This is a genomic window from Rhodococcus sp. P3_B8, assembly GCF_056402775.1.
Genome location: NZ_JBFUGT010000446.1, coordinates 1 through 4,134 on the forward strand (window position 1 = coordinate 1; position 4,134 = coordinate 4,134).

Annotated in this window: 6 protein-coding genes; 4 read left to right on the forward strand and 2 right to left on the reverse strand. The window is 67.9% G+C overall.

Annotated features, from left to right (window positions below):
• Both AC1D1G_RS42530 and AC1D1G_RS42535 read left to right on the forward strand, forming a co-directional pair.
• A partial coding sequence (locus AC1D1G_RS42530; protein WP_477956634.1) for an NAD(P)/FAD-dependent oxidoreductase occupies positions 1–551 on the forward strand: 551 nt, incomplete at its 5' end.
• Positions 552–589: 38 nt separating this feature from the next.
• Positions 590–817 (forward strand): hypothetical protein, encoded by a 228-nt coding sequence (locus AC1D1G_RS42535; protein ID WP_280783156.1) that lies wholly within the window; start codon positions 590–592, stop codon positions 815–817.
• On the opposite strand, the gene AC1D1G_RS42540 is transcribed toward AC1D1G_RS42535, so the two are convergent.
• Positions 814–1,503, reverse strand: coding sequence for an HAD family hydrolase (locus AC1D1G_RS42540; protein ID WP_477956635.1), 690 nt, complete (start codon positions 1,501–1,503; stop codon positions 814–816). The genes AC1D1G_RS42535 and AC1D1G_RS42540 overlap by 4 nt on opposite strands.
• 78 nt (positions 1,504–1,581) lie before the next feature.
• Between AC1D1G_RS42540 and AC1D1G_RS42545 the strand changes: the two genes are divergently transcribed.
• Positions 1,582–2,025, forward strand: coding sequence for an SRPBCC family protein (locus AC1D1G_RS42545; protein ID WP_317567508.1), 444 nt, complete (start codon positions 1,582–1,584; stop codon positions 2,023–2,025).
• A 4-nt stretch (positions 2,026–2,029) separates the two neighbouring features.
• Positions 2,030–3,652, forward strand: a complete 1,623-nt coding sequence (locus AC1D1G_RS42550; RefSeq protein WP_477956636.1) for a phytoene desaturase family protein — start codon at positions 2,030–2,032, stop codon at positions 3,650–3,652.
• Between the two features lie 12 nt (positions 3,653–3,664).
• Here the strand turns inward: AC1D1G_RS42550 and AC1D1G_RS42555 are convergent, their stop codons facing one another.
• A complete protein-coding gene (locus tag AC1D1G_RS42555) occupies positions 3,665–4,075 on the reverse strand; it encodes an NYN domain-containing protein (protein ID WP_283332464.1) in 411 nt (136 codons plus the stop codon).
• Positions 4,076–4,134: the final 59 nt, after the last annotated feature.

A 4,134-nucleotide genomic window follows, 5' to 3' on the forward strand; every position in this document is an offset into this window, starting at 1 on the left:
CCGTGATCCCCACCCGCACCGTCGCCTGGGTGACGGGAGTGACCGCCAGCCCCCTCATCGACACGCTCGGATTACCCACCGAGAAGGGGAGGTTGACGGTGCGCCCCGACCTCTCGGTGGACGGGCATCCCGACGTGTTCGCGGGCGGCGACGCCGCAGCTGTTCCCGATCCGAAGAACAGCGGGTCGATCACCCCACCCACCGCCCAGCATGCCGTCCGGCAAGGGCAGGCCCTGGCCAGCAACGTCGCGGCCAGCCTGGGCGTCGGCGACCCGAAACCGTACAGCCACCGCGACATGGGTCTCGTCGTGGATCTCGGCCCGGGGTTCGCCGTCGCGAATCCTCTCGGCATCCAGCTGTCGGGGTTCCTCGCGAAGGTGGTCACGCGCGCCTACCACCTGTACGCCATGCCGAACGCGGCCAATCGCTGGGCGGTCGCTCTCGCCTACCTCACCGATCTGCTCTTCCCCCGCCCCCTTGTGTCGATCGGACTGGTCACCGATTCGGAATCGCGGTTCGCGGCCGGGGAGGGCGTAGGAGCGCAGCACTGAAAGCACGCCGCCTGCGAACGCAACGAAAGGAACAGATGATGGCTGAGAGCAAGAAGCAATTCGTCGCACTGCGCCTCGACGAGGTGATCCACGAATGGGAGGCGGACGCGCCTGCCGGTGGTTCCGAATCCGGGGGATCGGAGGGTCCGTTGGTCACAGCGCAGCGCCACCGAGCCGAGATAGACACCGCGACCGACGAGCGTGTCGACGAGATCGCCGACGCGTATCCCGAGATCGCGCAGGCGTGGTCGTCGCGCGGAGCCTAGGACACCAGCAGCTTCGCCAGCGGACTGGACTCGAGGTTGTCCAGTAGGTCCTGTGCGTCCTCGAACACCGCCGCCGCGCCGGCCTCCGTCAACTCGGCGCGGGAAATACCCCCGCTGAGGAGACCGACGAACGAGACACCGGCCCGGGACGCCGCCTTGCCGTCCCACACAGCGTCGCCCACCATCACCGCAGTGTCGGGCGACGAGGACGCTCGGTCCATCGCCGCACGGACCACCCCAGGATCCGGCTTGGCATGGTCCACGTCCTCGGACGACGTGGTGTGAGCGATGTACGAGTCGACCGACAAGATCTCCCGCAGCACATCCAGCTCCTCCTCCGGGGCGGAAGTGGCAAGGACGACCTGCACACCGCGCCCGTGCAATTCCCGGATCAGTTCCCGTGCCCCGGACAGCGGCCGCATGCTGTCCCGCGCGCCGAGGTAATACGTCGTGTGGAGATCCTTCGCGCGGTCCCCGAGCTCGTCCGCATCGTCACCGAGAAGCGATTGCAGGAGAAGCGAAGAATCCAGTCCGATCGCACGATGCACCCGCCACGCGTCCACATCGTGCCCGACCTCCCGGAACGCCCGCTGCCACGCTCGGACGTGCAGGTAATTGGAGTCGACCATGGTGCCGTCGACGTCGAACAGCGCTGCTCGGGTGGTGGGCGCGGATTCCTCAGACATAGGCTCGAGCAAACCACAGTTTTCGATGCGATGAACGTGGGTAAGCGCGGAGAGTCCGTCAAGTACTCATTCGAGGGAGTGGTCGTCATCGAGGCACAACACGACACGTCGGCGTCGGCTTCGGACGTGTGGTCCGTTCTCGCCAACGGGTGGCTGTACCCGTCCTGGGTGGTCGGAGCGTCACGCATGCGTGCCGTCTCCGCCGAATGGCCCGCCGTCGGGAGCCGTCTGCACCATTCCGTCGGCGCCTGGCCCGCGTTGATCGACGACTCCACCGAGGTCCTCTTCGCCGAAGAGGACCGTGAACTTCGGCTGCTCGCCCAGGTGACGCCTACGAAAGCTGTCGTGCGACTGCGACTCGAGCCGCGTGGATCCGGCTGCCACCTCCGGATGTCCGAGGCCGCAGCCTCCGTTCCGTTGAAGTGGGTTCCGCAGACGGCGCAAGACCTCGCGGTCCTCCCGCGAAATCTGGAGTGTCTACGCCGGCTCTCGTTCCTCGCCGAGCGAAACACGAAACCCTGACGCCGTGACAGTGCGGACTGTCGACGCTGTCGTCATCGGGGCCGGACCCAACGGTCTCGCCGCAACGGCCACCCTGGCGGAGGCCGGCTGGGACGTCGTCCTCCTCGAACAACAACCCGAGCCGGGTGGCGCCGTCAGGTCGGCCGAACTCTTCCCGGGTTTCCGCACCGACCTGTTCAGTGCGTTCTATCCCCTGGCAGCGGTCTCACCGGCGATCCGGCACCTCGACCTCGAAGGTGTCGGTCTGCGATGGAGCCAGGCGCCCGCCGCGGTCGGGCACCCCAGGCACCCGCACGACGACGACGCCCCGCTGATCCACCGGGATCCGGCAGACACCGCGGCCGACCTCGAGCGCAGGCAACCGGGGGACGGACAGGCGTGGCTCCGCCTCTTCGAGCAGTGGAAGGACGTGAAGGAACCGTTCCTCGACACCCTGTTCAGCCCGTTTCCGCCTGTACGGGGACCACGGCGACTGTTGTCGCAGCTCGGCACCGCGGAAGCTCTCCGGCTCCTGCGTTTCCTCATGCTGCCCGCACGCCGGATGACGCACGAGCTGTTCGACGGAGAATCGGCCCGGGTGTTGTTGCTGGGCAACGCAATGCACGCCGACACCCCGGTCGACGCACCGGGGAGCGGAGTCATGGGATATCTCCTGACCATGCTCGCGCAGGACGACGGGTACGTCGTCCCGGTCGGTGGGGCCGGCGCCCTCTCCGCCGCGATGGCGGAACGAGCGAGACGGAACGGCGCGGAAATTCGGTGCGGCGAGGAGGTGACGTCGATCGAGGCAACCGGGGGAGTGGCGACAGAGGTTCGGACCGCGGGCGGCGACCGCTATCTGGTCAGGCGCGCGGTGCTCGCCGATGTCTCCGCGCCCGCACTCTACGGACGGCTGCTGGATTCCTCCGCTGTCCCTGCGGGCGTCCGTGCAGACCTCGAGAAGTTCGAATGGGATACCCCCGTCGTCAAGGTGAACTACGCTCTGGACCGCAAGATTCCGTGGCGGTCGCGGAGCCTCGAATCCGCCGGAACCGTGCATCTGGGCGCCGACGACAACGGACTGGTCCGGTGGATGGCCGACCTGACCACAGGGGTGATCCCGACCCACCCGTTCCTGCTGTTCGGTCAGATGACGACGTCCGATCCCAGCCGCTCGCCCGAGGGAACCGAAAGCGCCTGGGCCTACACGCATCTGCCGCGGGGAATCACGGACGACGAATCGGCCGAGTTGCTGGGGCACCGAGTGGACGCGATGCTCGAATCGCACGCGCCGGGATTTGCCGAGCGCGTGGTGGGGCGCAATGTGCAGCGTCCAAGTGACCTCGAGGCGAGCAATGCGAACCTGCACGGCGGCGCCGTCAACGGCGGCACCGCCCAGCTGTACCAGCAGCTCGTCTTCCGCCCGACCCCGGGTTCGTCCGGGCCCTACACGTCCATCGACCGGCTGTATCTGGCCAGCTCGGCCACCCATCCGGGCGGCGGTGTCCACGGTATGTGTGGATACAACGCGGCTCGTGCCGCCCTGGCCGATCACGGGCGGTGGGGGTTGGTGCGGAGGAAGGTCCGTGGCCGCATCCTCGACCTCGTGGCCACCCCCGACGGAAAGCGGTCGCCGCACCGCCGCTGAGTGGTAAGACCGTCAGGAGTCGATGTGGTCCAGGAGCCAGCGCGGACCGATTGTTCTGGCCCCGAGTGCCTCGACTCGGTCGCGGAGTTCTCGGTCTGCGGTGACGACGGTGATCGGCCGGTCGCCGTCCTCCTCGGCGGCTGCGGCCACCACGTCGACGATCGCGTCGTCGCCCGAACCGACCGCCGATACCACGTGCAGGCCCTCGAATTCCGGGTTGGTCTCACCGGTGACCGCGGCCTTCGCCGCGCCCTCGAGGACGACCACCACCTCGACGGGCTGGTCCAGGCGCTGTTCGAGGGTGCCGAGCTTGGCGAGCAATCGTCGAGCCGCACCGGCACGATCACGCCACCAACCGTCAGGTCGCGAGCCGACGACGTTCGCAGCATCCACCACAACCAGCGCAATTTTGTCGTCAGCCACGCCCTCAGTCTCCTCTCTCCTCGCATCCGCCGTGCGGGTGCGAGGACCGCGGAGCGTAG